The sequence below is a fragment of the Pedobacter sp. ASV1-7 genome (genome assembly GCF_040203335.1).
Taxonomy (GTDB): Bacteria; Bacteroidota; Bacteroidia; order Sphingobacteriales; family Sphingobacteriaceae; genus Pedobacter.
This window is the reverse complement of the sequence record NZ_JBEHBV010000004.1, coordinates 398,124-417,442: the sequence shown is the minus strand read 5'-3', so window position 1 is coordinate 417,442 and position 19,319 is coordinate 398,124. Positions and strand designations below refer to the sequence as shown.

19 protein-coding genes, 1 tRNA gene and 1 other RNA gene are annotated in these 19,319 nt (G+C 35.2%); 11 read left to right on the top strand and 10 right to left on the bottom strand.

Annotation, left to right across the window (positions count from 1 at the left end; genetic code table 11):
• The first annotated feature begins 140 nt into the window (after window positions 1-140).
• The gene (locus tag ABDJ41_RS12165) at window positions 141-686 is read left to right on the top strand and encodes an AAA family ATPase (protein ID WP_349786288.1); all 546 of its coding nucleotides are present in this window, start codon (window positions 141-143) and stop codon (window positions 684-686) included.
• Between the two features lie 36 nt (window positions 687-722).
• On the opposite strand, the gene ABDJ41_RS12160 is transcribed toward ABDJ41_RS12165, so the two are convergent.
• Together ABDJ41_RS12160 and ABDJ41_RS12155 are read right to left on the bottom strand one after the other, a co-directional pair.
• Window positions 723-799: transfer RNA gene (locus tag ABDJ41_RS12160), tRNA-Ile, on the bottom strand.
• A 123-nt stretch (window positions 800-922) separates the two neighbouring features.
• Window positions 923-2,104: a proline dehydrogenase family protein gene (locus tag ABDJ41_RS12155; protein WP_349786287.1), complete on the bottom strand. Its 1,182-nt coding sequence runs from the start codon at window positions 2,102-2,104 to the stop codon at window positions 923-925.
• A 96-nt stretch (window positions 2,105-2,200) separates the two neighbouring features.
• Between ABDJ41_RS12155 and ABDJ41_RS12150 the strand changes: the two genes are divergently transcribed.
• The 6 genes from ABDJ41_RS12150 to aroC all read left to right on the top strand — a co-directional run bounded on the left by ABDJ41_RS12150 (window position 2,201) and on the right by aroC (window position 8,181).
• Complete coding sequence (locus ABDJ41_RS12150) at window positions 2,201-2,407, top strand: RNA-binding S4 domain-containing protein (protein WP_349786286.1); 207 nt, start codon at window positions 2,201-2,203, stop codon at window positions 2,405-2,407.
• Window positions 2,407-3,474: a 3-dehydroquinate synthase gene (gene aroB / locus ABDJ41_RS12145; protein ID WP_349786285.1), complete on the top strand. Its 1,068-nt coding sequence runs from the start codon at window positions 2,407-2,409 to the stop codon at window positions 3,472-3,474. The genes ABDJ41_RS12150 and aroB overlap by 1 nt, the downstream gene beginning before the upstream one ends.
• Before the next feature lie 304 nt (window positions 3,475-3,778).
• On the top strand, window positions 3,779-4,612 hold the full coding sequence (locus ABDJ41_RS12140) for a prephenate dehydratase (protein WP_349786284.1): 834 nt from the start codon (window positions 3,779-3,781) through the stop codon (window positions 4,610-4,612).
• Between the two features lie 55 nt (window positions 4,613-4,667).
• Window positions 4,668-5,807 (top strand): chorismate mutase, encoded by a 1,140-nt coding sequence (locus ABDJ41_RS12135; RefSeq protein WP_349786283.1) that lies wholly within the window; start codon window positions 4,668-4,670, stop codon window positions 5,805-5,807.
• Between the two features lie 2 nt (window positions 5,808-5,809).
• Window positions 5,810-7,069: a 3-phosphoshikimate 1-carboxyvinyltransferase gene (gene aroA / locus ABDJ41_RS12130; protein WP_349786282.1), complete on the top strand. Its 1,260-nt coding sequence runs from the start codon at window positions 5,810-5,812 to the stop codon at window positions 7,067-7,069.
• Window positions 7,070-7,092: 23 nt separating this feature from the next.
• Window positions 7,093-8,181 carry a chorismate synthase gene (gene aroC, locus ABDJ41_RS12125; protein ID WP_349786281.1) on the top strand — a complete coding sequence of 363 codons (1,089 nt, stop codon included), beginning with the start codon at window positions 7,093-7,095 and terminating at the stop codon, window positions 8,179-8,181.
• A 93-nt stretch (window positions 8,182-8,274) separates the two neighbouring features.
• Here aroC and ABDJ41_RS12120 read toward each other — a convergent pair whose 3' ends face one another.
• Entirely contained in the window at window positions 8,275-10,698 is a 2,424-nt protein-coding gene (locus tag ABDJ41_RS12120; RefSeq protein WP_349786280.1) for an alpha-ketoacid dehydrogenase subunit alpha/beta, read from the bottom strand.
• Between the two features lie 131 nt (window positions 10,699-10,829).
• On the opposite strand from ABDJ41_RS12120, the gene ABDJ41_RS12115 reads away from it, so the two are divergent.
• The 3 genes from ABDJ41_RS12115 to ssrA all read left to right on the top strand — a co-directional run bounded on the left by ABDJ41_RS12115 (window position 10,830) and on the right by ssrA (window position 12,949).
• Window positions 10,830-11,222: a DUF1573 domain-containing protein gene (locus tag ABDJ41_RS12115; protein ID WP_349786278.1), complete on the top strand. Its 393-nt coding sequence runs from the start codon at window positions 10,830-10,832 to the stop codon at window positions 11,220-11,222.
• A 94-nt stretch (window positions 11,223-11,316) separates the two neighbouring features.
• Window positions 11,317-12,519 (top strand): pyridoxal phosphate-dependent aminotransferase, encoded by a 1,203-nt coding sequence (locus ABDJ41_RS12110; RefSeq protein ID WP_349786277.1) that lies wholly within the window; start codon window positions 11,317-11,319, stop codon window positions 12,517-12,519.
• 65 nt (window positions 12,520-12,584) lie between these two features.
• Window positions 12,585-12,949, top strand: a transfer-messenger RNA (tmRNA) gene (gene ssrA / locus ABDJ41_RS12105).
• Window positions 12,950-13,110: 161 nt separating this feature from the next.
• On the opposite strand, the gene ABDJ41_RS12100 is transcribed toward ssrA, so the two are convergent.
• The 5 genes from ABDJ41_RS12100 to ABDJ41_RS12080 form a co-directional block, all read right to left on the bottom strand.
• Window positions 13,111-14,103: an agmatine deiminase family protein gene (locus ABDJ41_RS12100; RefSeq protein WP_349786276.1), complete on the bottom strand. Its 993-nt coding sequence runs from the start codon at window positions 14,101-14,103 to the stop codon at window positions 13,111-13,113.
• A gap of 117 nt (window positions 14,104-14,220) precedes the next feature.
• The gene (locus tag ABDJ41_RS12095) at window positions 14,221-15,027 is read right to left on the bottom strand and encodes a hypothetical protein (RefSeq protein WP_349786274.1); all 807 of its coding nucleotides are present in this window, start codon (window positions 15,025-15,027) and stop codon (window positions 14,221-14,223) included.
• A 2-nt stretch (window positions 15,028-15,029) separates the two neighbouring features.
• The gene (locus ABDJ41_RS12090) at window positions 15,030-15,632 is read right to left on the bottom strand and encodes a hypothetical protein (RefSeq protein WP_349786273.1); all 603 of its coding nucleotides are present in this window, start codon (window positions 15,630-15,632) and stop codon (window positions 15,030-15,032) included.
• Window positions 15,633-15,858: 226 nt separating this feature from the next.
• Complete coding sequence (locus ABDJ41_RS12085) at window positions 15,859-16,353, bottom strand: hypothetical protein (protein ID WP_349786272.1); 495 nt, start codon at window positions 16,351-16,353, stop codon at window positions 15,859-15,861.
• 74 nt (window positions 16,354-16,427) lie between these two features.
• Window positions 16,428-17,114, bottom strand: a complete 687-nt coding sequence (locus ABDJ41_RS12080) for an SH3 domain-containing protein (protein ID WP_349786271.1) — start codon at window positions 17,112-17,114, stop codon at window positions 16,428-16,430.
• A gap of 79 nt (window positions 17,115-17,193) precedes the next feature.
• On the opposite strand from ABDJ41_RS12080, the gene ABDJ41_RS12075 reads away from it, so the two are divergent.
• The gene (locus tag ABDJ41_RS12075; protein ID WP_349786270.1) at window positions 17,194-17,418 is read left to right on the top strand and encodes a helix-turn-helix domain-containing protein; all 225 of its coding nucleotides are present in this window, start codon (window positions 17,194-17,196) and stop codon (window positions 17,416-17,418) included.
• Here ABDJ41_RS12075 and ABDJ41_RS12070 read toward each other — a convergent pair.
• Complete coding sequence (locus tag ABDJ41_RS12070; protein ID WP_349786268.1) at window positions 17,415-18,452, bottom strand: ATP-binding protein; 1,038 nt, start codon at window positions 18,450-18,452, stop codon at window positions 17,415-17,417. The two genes, ABDJ41_RS12075 and ABDJ41_RS12070, sit on opposite strands and share 4 nt — an antisense overlap.
• Window positions 18,445-19,086, bottom strand: coding sequence for a hypothetical protein (locus ABDJ41_RS12065; protein WP_349786266.1), 642 nt, complete (start codon window positions 19,084-19,086; stop codon window positions 18,445-18,447). The genes ABDJ41_RS12070 and ABDJ41_RS12065 overlap by 8 nt, the downstream gene beginning before the upstream one ends.
• Window positions 19,087-19,319: the final 233 nt, after the last annotated feature.

Below are 19,319 nucleotides of genomic sequence, written 5' to 3'. Positions count from 1 at the left end.
GAGACAACGAAATCTGCCTGAGAATCTCTTTCTTAAACTTCCCATATACAAATATCAGGTTTTATTTTCTGGTTTCTATTTTTATCTGATACCGTCACACTCCCTTCTAATTATTTTACAGAAAAACCTATTTAACAAAAATGATTATAAAAAACAATTTTTACATCATAACCGGTGGCCCAGGAGTTGGCAAAACAACTTTAATAAATGAGTTGCAACAGCAACAAATGAACTGCATTCCTGAAGTGGCCAGAGAGATTATTAAAGATCAATTAAAAAACAATGGTCAGGCTCTGCCTTGGAAAAATGCAAAAGAATATTCTAAATTAATGCTTTCAGATTCTGTTCGTGATTTTGTCAAACTACTAGATGCTAATGATCTTTATTTTTTTGACCGTGGGATTCCAGACACCTATGCTTATGAATGCCTGATGAGCTTTGATTATGATGAGAGTTTAAATCTCATGGTAAACAAGTACAGATACAATAATGTTGTTTTCATCCTCCCTCCCTGGGAAGAAATATACAAAACAGATAATGAACGAAAACAAGATTTTCAGCTTGCTAAGGAAACCTACAATGTGATAAAAGATACTTATGAAAGTTTAGATTATGATTTAATTGAAGTCCCATGCTTAGCTCCTGCAGAAAGAGCAGAGTTTATTATAAAAACTCTGAATAACTAAAAAGCCGTTCTTCTTATCGAAAAACGGCTTTTTGTTTGGTGGGCCCAGCTGGGCTCGAACCAGCGACCAAAAGATTATGAGTCTTCTACTCTAACCAACTGAGCTATAGGCCCCCATTGTTTCTGCCTTAGCAGGGCGCAATATTAAGACTTTTTCCTGAAATCACAAAATTTCTTCTGTACATATTTCCAAAGGTTTTTCTTTCTCTTTGATATACTGCGAGTTTAATTTTCTGGCTATTTCCTACGTTGCTTCTCTTTTATAATTAAACCAAGCTCACGACTCGTTTGTCCCGCAATAGAAGTGTTTTCCTGGGCTCTTCTAAATAAATAAGGCATAACAGCTTTAACAGGACCATAAGGAACATATTTAGTTACATTATAACCAGCATCTGATAAATTAAAACTTAAATTATCACTCATACCTAATAATTGCGCAAAATACACATGTGGATGATTATGTTGTATCTTATACTCATCTAACAACTGAGCCAACGCCTTACAACTGTTCTCATTGTGCGTACCACAAACGAAAGCAATATCACTGATATGCTCCATGCAATAATACAAAGAAGCATCGTAATCACGATCAGAAGATGCCTTATCTGGCTGTATTGGTGATGGATAACCCATTTCTTCAGCTCTCTTACGCTCCTTTTCCATATAAGCACCACGAACCATTTTCACTCCTAAAATAAAACCAGAAGCCTTGGCAATTAAATGGTCTGCTTTCATATCAGCCAACTTATCATGACGGTACATCTGATAAGTGTTATAAACAATAATACGCTCCTTATTAAACAAACGCATCATATCAATAGCCAGTTCATCAATAGTATCCTGTATCCAGGTTTCCTCTGCGTCAATCATGATAGGTACATTCTTCTCGTAAGCAGTCCTGCAGATTTTCTCACAACGCTGTTTTACCTTTTCAAATTCAGCAAGCTCCTCGATAGTTAATGCTTTTTTAGCATCTAACTTTTCAAGTAAACCAAACCGACCAATACCTGTAACTTTAAAAACGGTAATAGGAATACGATTATCGCCTGCTGCACGTTCAATAGTTCTGATGATCTCTTCACAGGTAAAATCAAATACACCTTCTTCATCTTCCCCTTCAACAGAGTAATCTAAAATTGTACCTACATTACCCAAAGCTAGCTGCTCAATAGTATGCTCACATTCTGCAATAGTTTCTCCACCACAAAAATGTTTAAAGATTGTTGCTTTAATGATGCCTTTAACTGGCAACCCAATATTCAGAAAAAGGTTTGTAACCGGTGGGCCAACTTTTGTTAAAAAGTTACTGCTAATCACTTTAAACAGCCAATATGCAGCGTTTAAATCTCCATTAGATTTATTACGGAAAGCAATTTCGGTATTATCGAAATTTAATACTTTCTTGGGGGATAGTTCCATTTACGAATGTCAGTTAGTCAATTTGCATGCAAAAGTATAAATTCCCTTGCTATTGGTGGTAAAACACTTTATAATTAATTGTAAGTTTGCGTTGCGATGATAAATTTTAAATTAGAAGGTGAATTTATTCCCCTCATTCAATTGCTAAAAGCAGCAGGACTAGTTCAAAGCGGAGGTGAAGCACAAACCGTTGTTGAGGATGGCCTGGTAAAATATAACGGAAAAGTTGACTACCGTAAAAGGCTCAAAGTTCGCGTAGGCGATGTAATTGACTTTATGGGACAAAAAATAACAGTTATTTAATGAACAAACTAAACAGCGCCGGACACACTATACATTTTGAAACTCAGCTAACCCCTCTTAAAGAGGTACTCGAATCCGGAAAATACAGTAAAATATTTGTTTTTGTAGATAGTAATACATCGGAGTTATGTGTTCCTTTATTTCGTGAAATGCTTAACGATTTTAACAATTTCGATCTCATAGAAACCGATCCGGGCGAGGAAAACAAAAACATTGACTTTTGTATAGGTATCTGGAAAACATTACTTGATTTCGGTGCCGACCGTAAATGCCTGATGGTTAACCTGGGTGGTGGTGTAATAACCGATATGGGTGGATTTGTGGCAAGTACTTATAAAAGAGGTATCGATTTCATTAATATCCCTACCACGCTACTTTCACAGGTAGATGCTTCAGTTGGAGGAAAAACGGGAATTGATGTTGACAATGTTAAAAACATGGTGGGTACTTTCACCCTGCCCCAATCAGTTTTTATTGAAACAGCATTTTTAAAATCATTGCCTGACAGAGAACTATTATCAGGTTTTGCAGAAATGATTAAGCATGGCTTAATTGTAGACCGCAATTATTATAATGAACTTAAGAACAGTGATTATCTGAATATTGATGCCCAGGCAATCTACCGTTCAGTAGAGATAAAGAATGAAGTAGTTACTGAAGATCCTCATGAGAAAGGTCTGAGGAAAATCTTAAACTTCGGACATACTATCGGACACGCAGTTGAAACCTACTCGCTGATTAATGATAAAAAGCCTTTAACACATGGTGAGGCTATTGCTGTTGGAATGATTTGTGAAGCTTTCCTTTCACAGAAAAACAATACATTAAGTGCCGATGACTTAAATGATGTAACTGATTATATCAGTAAACTTTATCCTGCATACCACATCAAAGCAGAAAGCTTTCCACAATTAATGGAATTCATGCAGAGCGATAAGAAAAATGAAAATGGACAAATCATGTTTTCTTTATTAGGCAGCATCGGCAAATGCGATTATAACTGCAGGGTCTCTGAAAATGATATTTTAGAAAGCTTTGCTTATTTTAATAACATCGCCGGCCAATAGAAATTCATAAAGTTTTGACCACCAAGACACATTCAATTAGCAACAAAAAAATATTTTTTATATTTAATATTTGACAAATTAAATTTTGTTACTATATTTGGCGAAACAAATAAGAAAAGAAACAAAATAAGATGAATAACATCACTACATATTGGTTTGGTTACTTCTACTACTTTAGTAAGAGCCGGGACTAATATGCACTGATATCATCACGATAAATGTATACGAAAAGTCCCGGCCAACTGCCGGGACTTTTTTTGTTTAATGCAAAAAACAAACTATAAAAAAGGTAAAACCAACCACAATGAAACAACCAATAAGAGTAGCAATTCAAGGCATCAAAGCATCTTTTCATGAAGAAGCAGCTTTCAAATTTTTCGGAAAGGACATTCAGACCATCGAGTGTAGCTCTTTTAAACAAACTTGTGAAAACCTGCAAAACAAAGAGTCAGACTTTGTAATCATGGCTATTGAAAACTCTATTGCAGGTAGCCTTTTACCAAACTACTCTTTAATTCGCGAGTACAATTTCGCAGTTGTTGGCGAGGTATACTTAGCGATACAACTTCACCTAATGGCTTTACCTGGAGTTAAATTTGAAGATGTAAAATTTGCGACCTCACATCCTATTGCGCTTCGCCAGTGTGTTGATTTCTTTTATGACTATCCACACATCCAGGTAATAGAAGGTAATGATACCGCAGCTTGTGCTAAAAAAATCAAAGAAGAGCAATTAACTGATACTGTAGCTATTGCAAACACACTTGCTGCTGAATTATATGGATTGAACATAATTGAGAGAAGAATAGAATCAAATAAGAAAAACTTTACTCGTTTTCTGATTCTTAAAGCAGATAAAACTGAAGAATTAAAAAATATTAATAAAGCTTCTATCTGTTTTCAGGTAGGTAATACTGTAGGTGCACTATCTAAAGTGTTAAACATCTTTGCAGAACAACAGGTTAACTTAACCAAAATTCAGAGTATGCCAGTCTTAGGAAAACGAAATGAATATCATTTCTATGTTGACCTTGAATGGAAAAATATGGAAAAGTACGACAAAGCTGTACGCCAGGCCTTAAAATACACCGTAAACTTTAACATTATGGGCGAATATCAGAAGAATGATCAAGTATAATCTTCAGTAAACACACCCTTCGTAAAATAAAAACAACAATTTAAACCCCAAAAAAATGAAACTACAATTGAACATCCAGCCATTAAGCTCATGGCTTGACACGAAAAACGAACCATTAATTATCTCTGGTCCTTGCAGCGCAGAAACAGAAGAGCAGTTATTAACTACAGCAAATTTATTAGCAGCAACAGGAAAAGTATCTGTATTAAGAGCTGGTATCTGGAAACCACGTACTCGTCCTGGAGAATTTGAAGGTATCGGGAGTATTGGTTTAGAGTGGTTAAAAAAAGCAAAAGCTGAAACTGGATTGCCTACAGCAGTTGAGGTTGCAAATGCTAAACACGTTGAAGAGGCTTTAGCTGCTGGTGTGGATATCCTTTGGATTGGTGCACGTTCAACTGTAAACCCTTTTACTGTACAGGAAATTGCTGATGCTTTAAAGGGTGTTGACATTCCAGTATTGGTTAAAAACCCAATTAACCCTGACCTACAATTATGGGCTGGTGCATTAGAACGTATTAACCGTGCTGGTATTACTAAATTAGGTGCTATTCACCGTGGTTTCTCTTCTTATGAGAAAAGTTCATTCCGCAACGAACCAATGTGGGAACTTGCTATCCAATTGAAAACATTATTACCAGACCTACCAATCATCAATGATCCAAGCCATATTTGCGGTAACCGTGAGCTAATCCCTTACATCTCTCAGAAAGCATTGGATTTGGATATGCAAGGTTTAATGATTGAGTCACACGTAGATCCTTCTATAGCATGGACAGACGCTAAACAACAACTTACTCCAGCAGCTCTTGGTGAACTTGCTGAACGTTTAACTGTTCGTGAACCAGAATCTAAAAACGAAGTATTCACAGATCAACTTGCTGAATTGCGTAAACAAATTGACAAAATTGATGACCTTTTATTGCAAAAGCTTGGTGAGCGTATGGCAATTGTTGGTAAAATTGGTGAGTACAAACGTGATAATCAGGTAACAATTTTACAAGTTAATCGTTGGGATGAGATCATTAGAAAAGGTACTTCATTTGCCAAAGCATTAAAATTAGACTTAAACTTTACTGAAAAGTTCTTAGAACTTGTTCATGGTGAATCTATCCGTAAACAAACAGAAATTATGAATGCTGGTAAAGCTGAAGAAGGAATTGCAGCAGAAACACATACTGAAGTTAAGGCGTAATAATGGGCAAAAACGCAATCGTTTCTTTTAAAGGGATTAAAGATATAAATGCTGAAATAGCCCTAACGGGTTCAAAAAGCGAAAGCAACAGGGCACTGATCATCAGTGCCCTGTCTGAAGGCATTGTTAAAGTAGCTAATTTATCTGATGCAGTTGATACGGTAACCCTAAATAATATACTTGGTCAGGTAAAAGCAGGTCGCAATAACGATTCTTTTATTACTGTTGATGTTGGTCATGCAGGAACGGCAATGCGTTTTTTAACAGCATACCTTTCCATTGCAAATGGAAACTTCCATCTTACAGGTTCTGGAAGAATGAAAGAGCGTCCGATTAGATTATTGGTTGAAGCATTAAAAAAACTGGGTGCAAGTATCAAATACGCTGGAGAGGGTGGTTTTCCACCACTTGACATCAGCAGTAAATTTGCACAAAACAGCCGTACTGTAAAAATTCAAGGTGACATCAGTAGTCAGTATTTGTCTGCATTATTAATGATTGCACCTTCTCTCCCATTGGGTCTTTCTTTAGAAATAGAAGGAGAACTAACATCAAGACCGTATCTGGAAATGACTTTAAGTATGCTTCAGGAAGCTGGCATTGATCATAAGTGGGAGAATAATACCATCCATATTGATAAGCAGAATTTTAAAGCATGTGAGTTAATTGTTGAGCCCGATTGGAGTGCTGCGTCTTACTGGTATAGTATTGTTGCCCTGGCCGACCAAGGGAGCATTTCGTTGCCACATTTAAAAGAAAACAGCTTGCAGGGAGATAGCGCAATCAGAAACATTATGGTTCCTTTTGGCGTTCGAACCTCACAAACTCCTGGAGGAATAGCATTAAAATCAGGAACATCTGTTGCCATAAACGAAGTATTAAACTTAAAAGACTGCCCGGACCTGGCCCAAACCATTATCGTTTGTGCAGCAGCAAAAGGCTTAAATCTTTCATTTACAGGACTGGAGACTTTAAAAATTAAAGAAACCAATCGTGTATTGGCATTACAACAAGAACTGGCCAAAATTGGCGTTACTTTAACGGAAGACAATGAGGTATATACTTTAGATTGTGCTCAATTAAGCTTTCCTAAAAAAGTTCAGTTCCAAACCTATGATGACCATAGAATGGCTATGGCCTTTGCTCCATTAAGCTTGTTTATTGATGAAATAGAGATGGAAGATTACCAGGTTGTAGAGAAATCATATCCTGATTTCTGGAAAGATCTGGAGAAAGCAGGTTTTACAATAAAAGAAATTTAAAACATTAAAAATCATAAATCTATATGGCAGGTAATACATTCGGTCAGTTATTTCGCATCACCACCTTTGGTGAGTCACACGGAGTAGCTATAGGTGTTATTTTAGACGGTTGTCCGGCAGCTTTACCTATCGACTTGGATTTTATCCAGTCGGAATTAGATAAACGCAGACCTGGACAATCTAAAATCACAACACAGCGTAAGGAAAGTGATACTGTACAGATTTTGTCTGGTACCTTTGAAGGTAAAAGCACAGGAACACCAATAGCTATGCTGATTCCTAATGAAGATCAGCGCAGTAAAGATTACAGCCATAATACTGACGTATATCGCCCTTCTCATGCAGATTATACTTATGATGCCAAATATGGTATTCGTGATCACCGTGGTGGTGGCCGTTCTTCTGCAAGAGAAACTGCTGCACGTGTAGCTGCTGGAGCTATTGCTAAACTGTTATTAAAACACCATGGCATTGAAATTTTTGCACATGTTTCTGCCGTAGGTCAGATTCAGGCACCAAATTTAAGTCATAGCGATATTCCTTCATTGCTTGAAATAAGAGAAGAAAACATTGTACGCTGTGCTGATCCTGCAACCGCACATCAAATGATTGAATTCATTGATGGGATTAGAAAAGATGGAGATACAGTTGGTGGCAAAGTAAGCTGCATCATTAAAAACTGTCCTGTAGGACTTGGAGAACCTGTATTTGATAAATTACATGCCGATCTTGGTAAAGCAATGCTCAGCATCAATGCTGTACATGGTTTTGAATACGGTTCTGGCTTTAGTGGTAGTGAAATGAGAGGTTCTGAACACAATGATATATTCCTGGTCAATGAAGGTCAACCTAAAACACTCACTAATTTTTCTGGTGGTATACAAGGTGGAATATCTAATGGCATGGAAATCGACTTTACTGTTGCTTTTAAACCAGTTGCTACAATTATGCATAATCAGCAAACGATTAATGCTGCAGGTGAAGCAGCAGAAATTAAAGGTAAAGGCAGACATGACCCATGTGTAGTGCCAAGAGCTGTTGTGATTGTTGAAGCAATGGCAGCCTTGGTTATTGCAGATCATTTGCTAAGAAATAAAAGCGTTAAGCTATAAGAACAAGCGAATCTGTCCAAATAAAAAGCCCTGCAAAATTTTGCAGGGCTTTTCTTTTATACTTAAACCTCGGGAGAGGTCATGAAAACAATTTTAAAAAATAGCGGGGTATTTATTTGGATTACTCTCATTCATCATGCTATAAACCACTTCAATTACATCATCAACAGACGGCTTACTAAAGTAATCTCCATCCGATCCGTATGGAGGACGATGGGCTTTTGCACTCAATGTTTTAGGTTGTCCATCCAAATGATAATATCCTTTCTGCTCTTCCAATATTTGTTGCAATAAGAAAGCCGTTCCACCACCTGGAACATCTTCATCAACCACCAATAATTTATTGGTTTTTGCTAATGATTGTACACAGATTTGCTCTGTGTCAAACGGTAACAAAGTTTGTGGATCTACAATCTCTATCGATATTCCAAATTGTGCTAATTCTTGTGCGGCTTCCTCTACAATTCTTAAAGTAGAACCATAGGATACAACTGTAATATCAGTCCCCTCTTTAATTATTTCAGCCTTTCCAAATGGTACAGTGTATTCTCCTATATTTTCAGGAAGCTTTTCTTTTAAACGATATCCATTCAAACACTCGATTACCAATGCCGGTTCATCAGAACGGAAAAGCGTATTGTACATACCTGCCGCCTGTGTCATGTTACGTGGTACGCAAATATGCATACCTCTTAATGAGCCTAAAATCATACCGATCGGAGAGCCTGAATGCCAAACACCTTCCAGCCTATGTCCACGAGTTCTAATAATTACCGGGGCTTTTTGACCTGCTTTAGTACGGTATGATAAACTTGCCAGATCATCACTTAATACATTTAAAGCAAATAATAGATAGTCTAAATACTGTATTTCGGCAATCGGACGTAATCCACGTAAAGCGAGACCTATCCCCTGTCCAACAATAGTCATTTCCCTAATGCCTGTATCTGTAATTCTTAAATCGCCATACTTAGCCTGAAGGCCTGCAAAACCCTGGTTTACATCACCAATAGCCCCTAAATCTTCACCAAAAGCAACAAGTCTCTGGTCACGTGCAAAATTAGAGTCAAAACAAGCATTTAACAATTCACGTCCATCCACCATTTTGCTATCTTCATGATATACAGGTTTCAGTTCATTCACTAAAAACGGACTTTCAGCCCCATCAGTAAATAATTTAGAATTGTATCTATCTTCATTTAGTCCAATCTGCTCATTGTACCAGTTCAAAAGACTATTTCTTGCTGAAGATGTATCTCTAACTGTCAATCGCAAAGCCTTTCTGGCAGAAGAAATTACTTCTCTTCTCTGTGCATCTGGTGTCCCTGCTAACAGACTGCTGATTCTTAACAATGTAGGATCCCCATTAGCCATACTAGTGATCAATGCGATAACTTCATCCTTTTCAGTTTTTATTGATGCCAAAAACTCATTCCAGGCTTCTCTTTGAGTTTCACGGATCAAAGTCTTGGCTTTAGCTTCCAACTCTAAGATTTCTTCTTCAGAAATGATTGCTGATTCCAGCATCCATTTACGCATCTGAACAATGCAATCATATTCCTTTTCCCACTCTAGCCTGGCTTTATCTTTATACCGTTCATGAGAACCAGAAGTTGAATGTCCTTGCGGCTGGGTTACTTCAGTAACATGAATCAATACAGGAACATGTTCCTCCCTACATACGTCTATTGCACGTTGATAAGTTTCACATAAAGCAGGATAATCCCAACCTCTAACTTTAAATATTTCGTAACCAGCACCATTTTCATCGCGCTGAAAACCCTTTAATATTTCAGATATATCTTCTTTAGTAGTCTGGTACTTTGCAGGAACAGAAATTCCGTAACCATCATCCCATACCGACATGGCCATTGGCACTTGCAAAACACCAGCAGCATTAATGGCTTCAAAAAACACGCCTTCAGAAGTGGAGGCATTTCCTATAGTACCAAATGCTACTTCATTTCCTTTTACTGAGAAATTCTTTAAATATTCGAGTTCAGGATTTTGTCTATATAATTTAGAAGCATAAGCTAAACCTACCAATCTAGCCATTTGTCCACCAGTAGGTGCGATATCAGACGAACAGTTTTTCATATCTGTCAAATCTTTCCAGCTTCCATCTTCATTTATAGAACGAGATGCAAAATGGCAGTTCATTTGTCTGCCTGCAGAAGCAGGATCGGCCTCTAAACTTGGGTTAGCATATAATTGTGCAAAGAATTCCTTAATGGTACAAATCCCTGCTGCGAAAGCAAAAGTCTGATCTCTGTAATAACCCGAACGCCAGTCGCCATTTTTAAAGGCTTTTGCCATAGCAATCTGAGGTAACTCTTTACCATCACCAAAAATACCAAACTTAGCTTTGCCTGTTAATACTTCCTTTCGTCCTAATAAACTAGCCTGTCTACTCTCAAACGCAATTTTATAGTCGTTTACAACGATGGTCTTGAAGTCATCAAAACTTAACTCCGAGGTGTCTATTGGATTAGTGGTAAGTTTACTATTTGGCATCATAAGCAAATCAATTATGCGGCAAAGATACATAAAATCTAAAGTATGACTTAACTGTGTAGCCGAATTTATATAATGGAATACTTTTTGTTTTATAAATGAAAACATTAAATTTGTTTTAAAACAACATTAAAATGAAAAAACTAATTCTGTTATTTACGCTAATCCTAGGTATAAGTGTTGCAGTCAATGCACAGTCAAAACCAGCTGAATTCAAGTTTGAAAAAGAAACACATGACTTTGGTAAAATTCCTGTGAATAAACCTGCTACATTTGAATTTAAGTATACTAACATTGGTGATCAGCCCTTAATTATTACTAAGGTTGAGACTACATGTGGATGTACAGTTCCTGAATACACTCAGATCCCAGTTAAAAAAGGCGAATCGGGATCAATTAAAGTTACTTACAACCCTACAGGCGGAGCACTTCCATTTAGCAAAAGCATTACAATTACTTCAAATGCAAAAACTACTACTAAGGTATTATACATTAAAGGCGAAACTGTAGCAGCGGCATCTAAATAGAAATCAGAAAAGATATTTGATTAAAACCTCGTTAATCAACGAGGTTTTTTAATTTTGTACCTTTTAGAAAAAACTAACTTATTAATTTTGCATTATGCCAAATATTTCAGAAAAGGGCTTCCAAATGCCTGCTTCGCCTATAAGAAAACTAACCCCATTTGCTGACCAGGCAAAAAAGGACGGTAAAAAAGTGTACCATCTAAATATTGGTCAGCCCGACATTGCTACTCCTGAAGGAATGTTAAATGCCATTAAAAACATTGATTTTAGTGTTTGGGCATACACTCCATCAGAAGGAACGCTTAGTTACAGAACTAAGCTTACAGAGTATTACAATAAATTAGGCTATAACATTACGCCTGAAGATATATTGGTTACTGTTGGCGGATCTGAAGCGATTACCATAGCAATGCAGACCTGTGTAAACGAAGGTGATGAAATCATCATTCCCGAGCCTTTTTATGCAAATTATAATGGTTTTGCCTGTATGAGCAATGTAGTTGTAAAGCCAATTCTCTCTCATATTGAAAATGGTTTTGCACTTCCGGAAATTGCTGAGTTTGAAAAACTAATTACAGAGCGTACAAGAGCAATCATCATTTGTAACCCTAATAATCCTACGGGTTATTTATATTCAAGAGAAGAACTGGAAGCTTTAAAAGCTTTATGCGTAAAATATGACCTTTTCCTACTTTCTGATGAGGCTTACCGCGAATTCTGTTATGATGGCAGAGAATTTATCTCACCAATGCATTTGGATGGCTTGGATGAGCATGTAGTTATAATAGATACAGTTTCAAAAAGATATAGTGCTTGTGGAGCAAGATTAGGTTGTTTAATCACCAAAAATAAAGAAGTAATTAAGGCTGGATTAAAATTTGCACAAGCAAGACTTAGTCCGGGAATGGTTGAACAAATTGCAGGTACTGCAGCTGTTGACACTCCTGATAGTTATTTCGAAGCGGTAAACAAAGAATATACCTTGCGCAGAGATACATTGGTAAAAAGATTAAATGCTATGGAAGGTGTATTTTGTCCTAACCCAGGTGGAGCCTTTTATGTAGTAGCGAAATTGCCTATTGATGATGCTGATAAATTCTGTCAGTGGATACTGGAAAGCTTTAATAATGATGGACAAACGGTTATGATGGCTCCCGCTACTGGATTTTATTCGACAGAAGGATCAGGAAAAAACGAAGTCAGAATGGCTTATGTACTTAATACCAAGGATCTTAATAAAGCCATGGATTGCCTTGATATCGCTTTAAAGCAATATCCTGGTAGAAGTATGGCATAATTTTAGTATTTTTGTATCCTGATGGTTGGAAAGGAGTTGTTAACCACACACCATCAGGACATACTGGGGCCGTTTTGGATTTGACAGGGTGATGCTAGGTATGTTAGCATGCAGTGCGTTGTACGGAGAGCACTTAAAGTGAACGTTCACACTATAATTGGCGAAAATAACTACGCCTTAGCTGCTTAATTTAGAATTAAATAGCTTTTGTCCCTCTAACTGCTGCGATGTTAGGTTAGAATATGGGGCATCGAAATAACAACGCTGGCAATTGTAAGGTGCGATACAGTTGTGAGATAAAGCACCTAAGGTGAACGGTTAGGTCGGTTTCCAGCCCGCCAGATCCCTACAATTAATTGGAAAATAAGCATGTAGAAGGCATAATTTATCGCACGACTGGACAAGGGTTCGAACCCCTTCGGCTCCACAAATTTTATTAAGAATCCGCGAAATTTCAATAATCTCGCGGATTTCTTTTTTCCCCATACAAGATCCCATACAATTTCGTTTTATAGTGCCAATTAAGGTCATTTAAAGATTATAATAAGTTGAATTTTTTAAGAATTTTTAAGATTTCCTTTCGGCCAATTATCAGTATGTAAAACTCAAGCAATGTAAAGAACCACCAAATTGTGCTAAAGCATCACAGTTAACAGTCTTTACATCAAACCCCATACTTTCGTACAACTCTTTATTAGATTGATTGTAGTAATCTGTTTCTCGTTTGGTAGATAAAGTGTACTCAGGCAATATTACTGTATCATTTATTCTTAAGTTATTGATGTAGTTACCTTTTGCCGTATAAAAGCAGCCTTTCCGTCTAAATTCATTGCAGTTGCATGCTATTGCTTCATCTACCGGCCTGTCATTTATTCTGGTAACATTTATACTCTTCATGGAAGCAATTAGCCTTAACTGCTCTAAATACTCGTTATCCTTTTTTAAAAAGGCCATATCTGGGTAAGTACTAATTGCAATATTATTTTTATTAACAAAAGCCATATAGCCATCTACATGCCCAATGACATCATTTTCTTGCCTTGGAATTATAATAGGTGTTATATTCAGTTTTTCCTCAATCATTTTCTCTATATACTCCTGATTGAAAGACGAATTGTCCTCTACAATTTTGGAAGTAATAAAGCCAATTTTATTGTTATGCACTAAATTACCACCATCCCAAATCAAAGGAAGATCAATTATTGGTTTGTTAATAAAATGACTGATTATTTTTCTTGAAGCTTTGTTTATGCGTTTAAAATAATTCCATCTGTTTTTATACTCGCAATATCTTGGAAAATAAATAGGCTTTACAAACTTATTATCGTTTATAAAGCCCAAACAATCCCGCAGCCATATATCATCCCACTTCTCTAGTAAAAGTGTCTGAAATGCTTTGTCAGGATGTAAATTATCCAGTTGATTTAAAGCCCCTTCATTAGTTGCTACTATTTGGATATTTATATCGGTAGGGAGCTGATTTATAAGTTCATCAATGACAGATGTACATTTACTAAACTCATTTTTAAAATTTAAAGGGTAGGCCAATATTATATTGCTAACCTTTTCAAAATCACAATTCATATTTGTTTACAGTTCTTAATAACCTGCAAACGTAAAAAGAGGATTTTCGAAGAAAAAATCTTTCTTTTCTTCTTTTATTTTAGGCAAAAATATAACAAATTGCACTAGATTAGAGATTTAAATGCTTAATAATAGCTTGTCAGCTAGCTCTATCCTAATCCTCCTACTTCCAAGATCAGTTAAACGGTAATTTCCATTTTTTAATTTAATAAGTTGCCTTTTGCTCGGTGAACACAATTTTTGCAAATTAGTGGTTACTGAAGGAGCGCTACTTAAAGCATGAATACCTAATTCCTTTCTACTAAATCCATTTTCTCCTGCAAAATGTAATAGGATCAAAATTTCTTCATCAGCTTTAAGGTCGGTACGCTGAACTATAATAATATCTCCATAAACACCTATGCAAGGAACATCAAATTGTAAAAGCTCTCTAATAGTTTTGGCTACCTCTTCTCTATCCCCATTCCAAAATATCCTTAGCATTTCGTTCATACACCATCTAACAGACTCAATTAGGTATTTCGAGTCCATGTGATTCGGTTCATAAGTTGGAGATATATGAACAGCTCCTCTGTCGCTCCTAAATTTATATATCGCTTGCAAAACTTTCGAAATATGTATAATTTCTTTTCGAGCAACGTTAAAAGGAGGGGCTGTAAGGTTATGGGGGGCACCGTTATTATTAAAATATTCTATACATTCCCCAACACCCTTTGTATAGTTTACAGTTCCAGTATCTAGATGATAAAGAATCCTAGAGGTAATTTCTGCAAATTGACCAGCATCAAGCTCAGCTGGCTCCCAATCTCTTTGTATAAATCTACGTTCCATAGAAAGAAATTCATCAACAAACTGCGTTGCCAATAGGTGATCAAATGGAGGAGATATATTTGTGATTAAACTATTTCGTTCGATTAACCCCATTATTATTTAATAACTTTAATTAGGTTTTGAACAAATGTATCTCCTGCATCAGTTAGATACCAACGATGTGGAGTGCTTGAAGCATCTTCTCCAACAAGTGCACCCACCCCTGATTTCATTTTCCCTAAGTCTCTAGTAACATTTCCTGAACTAATAACTTTAGACTGCTTGTAATAAGCATTAAATGTATTGCAGATTTGGGCTATGGTTAATTCATTAATACTCTTCTCATTTTTTATGACATATAAAATCCAAAGTGCTTTTTCCAACACCTTCCAACTCTGTAAAGGAGCACTATATTTTTTTGGATCATTTTTAAACTCTATTGGTTCTACTTTTTGATTGCCGGTAGTATTACCACTTGCAGCCGATTTTCTACGTGAACCTTTCTTTTTTGTAGTAGACGGTGGTAATTGTATTGGGGGAACTTCTGTAGCTTCCGCATCTTCTGTTTCTGTATTATCTCCAAAAACTTGAGGGGTAGTCAAGCCCTTTAGCTGATTTGCTACACTAGATGTAATTGATGCAACATCTTCTTTAGAACCCTCAACTTCTAGCTCGAAGCCTGTAATTTTTAGTTTGAATTTGAATTGATTTTTTGCCATAGCGTTTGTTTATATTGGTTTAATGCAAGATATAGATTTTACATTAAACTATATTACAAGTTTTAGTTGGCTTAATACATTTAAAATTTACAAGATACTCAATTGCATTGGTTCATGTTAATACGCCAACCATTACAAATAAGAGTGCTTTTGTGAAATTTTATTTTCCATTTCAGAATTATTTGTAGTAATCATCTTTGAATAACCTCTAGAACACCCTCGGTGTTTAAAAACACTCACCTCTTATTCCAAAGACAAAAGTCTTTTTCCAAGTGTTAATGTTATAATCTACATCAACTACTTTTTGTGATTTAAGTGTTGCTATGCAACCTGAAGAATTAGTTTCAGTTATTATAAACATACAATCTGTTTTCTCTTCTATCCACTTACCAAAATAAGTTGTTCTAATAACATCACCAAACAATTCATCATGCTCAGCCTTTTTTTCTTTCTTAGTAAATTTAGCAATCCAATCATTTCCATCAAGCCATTTTATAGTGAGCCCCTTAGCTGTTTCATCTATAATAATCCTCCCTTGCTCTCTTGATTCACCCATATTTTTAAAATAAGCTTGATATTTACCTGTAGAAACCATAACTGGTCTATTGTATTGAGATAGGTGATAACTGAAAAATTGAACTTGCTTCTTTGTTTGTCCAAACGAGATCACACTTGTAGCCAAAATTATCGCTACTGTAAGTGCTAGCTTTGTTTTTATCATAATCTGTAGTTTTAGAATATTTATAATTTGATTTTTTGTTAATCTTAATCCGAAGTAGAAAAGATTCAATTATTTCAGTTTTCCTTTTTATAGATTCCTGTTGAAAATCCTTCTCCAATCAAAGTATTTTCATCTTTTATATTTAATAATAGATCGCCAGTATTAGATGTAATCCTAATTATATTTCCATCAACAATATATCCAACGGCAAAGTCTAATCCTATAATTCCATCTTTCACTAAAACAGTACTTCCACCTTTAAAATCGAATGATCGATATATACCCCCTTTAGTATTAACATATATTCCACTTATGGATGGTTTCATTATTAATGCCTTATAACTATAAAATATACCTACACCTACACTTGTCGTCAATAAAAGCGTTAAAGCATATTTCCTTGTCTTGTTTTGAAAAAGATAATACAGGAAAACAATCAAAATTATACTAAAACCGCCTATTCCGATAACCTTTAAATCGTAATTAGTTAACTCTGATGTAGGCTCTATCGTGGCCTTTTTAACTAAATAATGACTACTTACGTAACCAATTCCATTATTTACCTTTATCTTATACCAACTAGAATTAGTCGTATCCAAAGCTTCTACAAGTGTATTAACATCTAAATATCCGATAGTTAACCCCGATGCTGATGGTGATTCCCTAACATTTAATCTTTCAGTATTTACTCTGTACATTTCATTTGCATAAAGAATCTGTGCAATGCAGAGTATAAACAGTAGAGCCAATATTTTTTTCATAATAAAGAGTAATTTAGATAAGCGAAAATAACGCATATATGCGTCTATTCAAAATGAAAGTATCCTGCAATTTGGGTACGTGATAAAAATCAAAAATTACGAAGCTATAAAGGCCTTTGGTCAAAGGGTAAGAAATTTAAGAAATTCCCAAGAATTGTCACAAGAACAACTTGCCAACTTAGCCGACATACCACTCTCACAAGTAGGTAGAATTGAAAGAGGTGAAATTAATCCTACGTTAAGTACTATTTATGCATTAGCTAACGCCTTAAAAATTCAAGTAAATGATTTTTTTAAGTATTAATAGGCAAATCGAATTATGAACTCATTATTTTCATAGGGTGTCTTATCAGATGTGCCATGGTTTTTTTGGTCCACATTTCTATTTATCAATAATTCGGCATTATTAAGAGTTAAAACTCTTTTAACTTGGCTTAATCCAATACCACTACCTGCTCTATTAATTTTTTTTGCAAACTCTCCAGAATAATTCTCTTGAAAAATATTAACTATATCAACATCAGTTATTTTAATGCTTATCATTCGAATTTTTATGTCAAAGTGAGTTGCCGCTCTAAAAAATGTAATTGATATTTCTTGATTTGGCTTTGCATATTTGGTTGCGTTTTCAAATAGATGATATAAGGCTACATGAATAGACTCGTAATCGAATAATATTTTATCTGAATTTTCCTCAACATTAACATATATATTTTCATCTGTAAAATCTTGAAAAAATATATACAACAAATTAAATATCACTTTTCTAACTGTATGCTTCTTTATTTGCAAAGATGGATTAAGCTCATAAAGTTTATTAAAAACAGCAAATTCTGTTTTCATAGAAGCATTATTTTTAGCCATCCTTAAAAATGTCGAAGCCGCATCATTCAAGTTTTTAAAAATTAATTCTCTAATAGTATTAATTTGATTACGAAAATCTTTGGTCAAGAGGTCTTGAGGAACAAGATTGTACAGTTCTTGTATTGAATGGGCATTTAATGACGTTAGATTATGAATTAATCTTTTTGTCTCTTGATTTACGTCTTCCTTAATTTCATGCTTTAATAATTCAAGTTCTTTAAGCATATCAGCATATGCAAGGATTTTCTCTTTGAATAACCTAGGACTTTTTAGTAAATCAATCTGAGATGTGCACATGTAGATTAATGATAACCCATTAGTAACTTTGCCACTTCTTCTTTTTTCTTCAAATGCACTACAGTGTTCAATTATTTTGCTATTGGAATTACATAATTCAACACATTTATTGCAATCTTCCTTAAGGTTGGTAAAAAGAGTTTTACCAGAAGGTCCTACAATTAATCTATTAAGCATTTGGATATAAATCTATGCTAAACTCCTCTACAAGCTCCTGAAATTCATATGGTTCAGCATTCTTGGCTAAGAAAGAATTTGCCTTTCTTAATGCTTCGTGAAACCTATCCCCCTTAGTTTCAGCAGAATAAATCACAATCTTCTTTTTGGGATATTTTTTCGTTAGAATTAATGCTAAACCCAAACCTTCATCTTTACATTCAAGAGCTTTACCCACACCCTGGACGTCAACAAAAAAAATATCCACATCTTTAATTTGCTGATCATCAACACTATCAATATCCTTTATAAGCTTGGTATGAATCCACCCAGCTTTTTTTAAAATGTTAACTACTTTGAATTTTGAATCATCATCAATGAATAATATCTTAGTCAATAGTTTTCTTCTTTCCAACAAATCTTTTTGCTCCAATTCGCTTTCTTTTTTATCAACGTTATTGCTATAAACATTGACAGTTGGATTAAATGTATTATTGTTTTCGTTTATCATTTCACCTGGCCTATTACTAACTTCAGCAGCTTTTTTGTTAGTAAACCATATGTCAGATATCAGTTTACCTATTATACCTATGATAATAGCCATAACAGTGGTAAAGATTAATTTGTTTGTATTGTCTTGTAAAAATTCAACCATATTTCCTTTTTTTTAAATATATATTTTATTTCAATAAAAAACCAAAATAGAATTTATTATTAATCTAATTTTATAAGGCATATATAGTTTATATATTACGTGAGGCATCTTTGTCGATAGATAAAAGATCTTACTGTACAAGCCGCATAATAAAGTATAGCAGAAAGTTAGTGCAAAACAATGCCTATCGGCTATTTTTGGTAGTTAATATTGTATAATATTAAGTATGTCCC